The following is a 204-nucleotide window of genomic DNA, read 5'->3' as shown; positions in this document are numbered from 1 at the left end:
TTGGGGAATTTAATTTGGGTCATGTGCGCCACTCATTAGGGATGAGCGTGTCAGGCGGTGAGCGCAGACGCTGTGAGATTGCCCGCAGCCTTGCCTCAAATCCCAAGTTTATTTTGCTTGACGAGCCTTTTGCTGGGGTTGACCCGATTTCGGTAGGCGATATCAAAGAGGTAATTATTAAGCTTAAACAGCGCGGCATCGGCG

Annotated in this window: 1 protein-coding gene; it reads left to right on the top strand. The window is 51.0% G+C overall.

The features are described 5' to 3' along the window. Positions 1-41 precede the first annotated feature (41 nt). A partial coding sequence (locus CH42_RS17000; protein ID WP_368730398.1) for an ATP-binding cassette domain-containing protein occupies positions 42-204 on the top strand: 163 nt, incomplete at its 3' end.

Origin of the sequence: Leucobacter musarum subsp. musarum (assembly GCF_001273845.1) — a bacterium.
GTDB lineage: Bacteria > Actinomycetota > Actinomycetes > Actinomycetales > Microbacteriaceae > Leucobacter > Leucobacter musarum.
The sequence above is the reverse complement of the archived record's forward strand: the minus strand, read 5'-3'. Positions and strand labels throughout refer to the sequence as shown.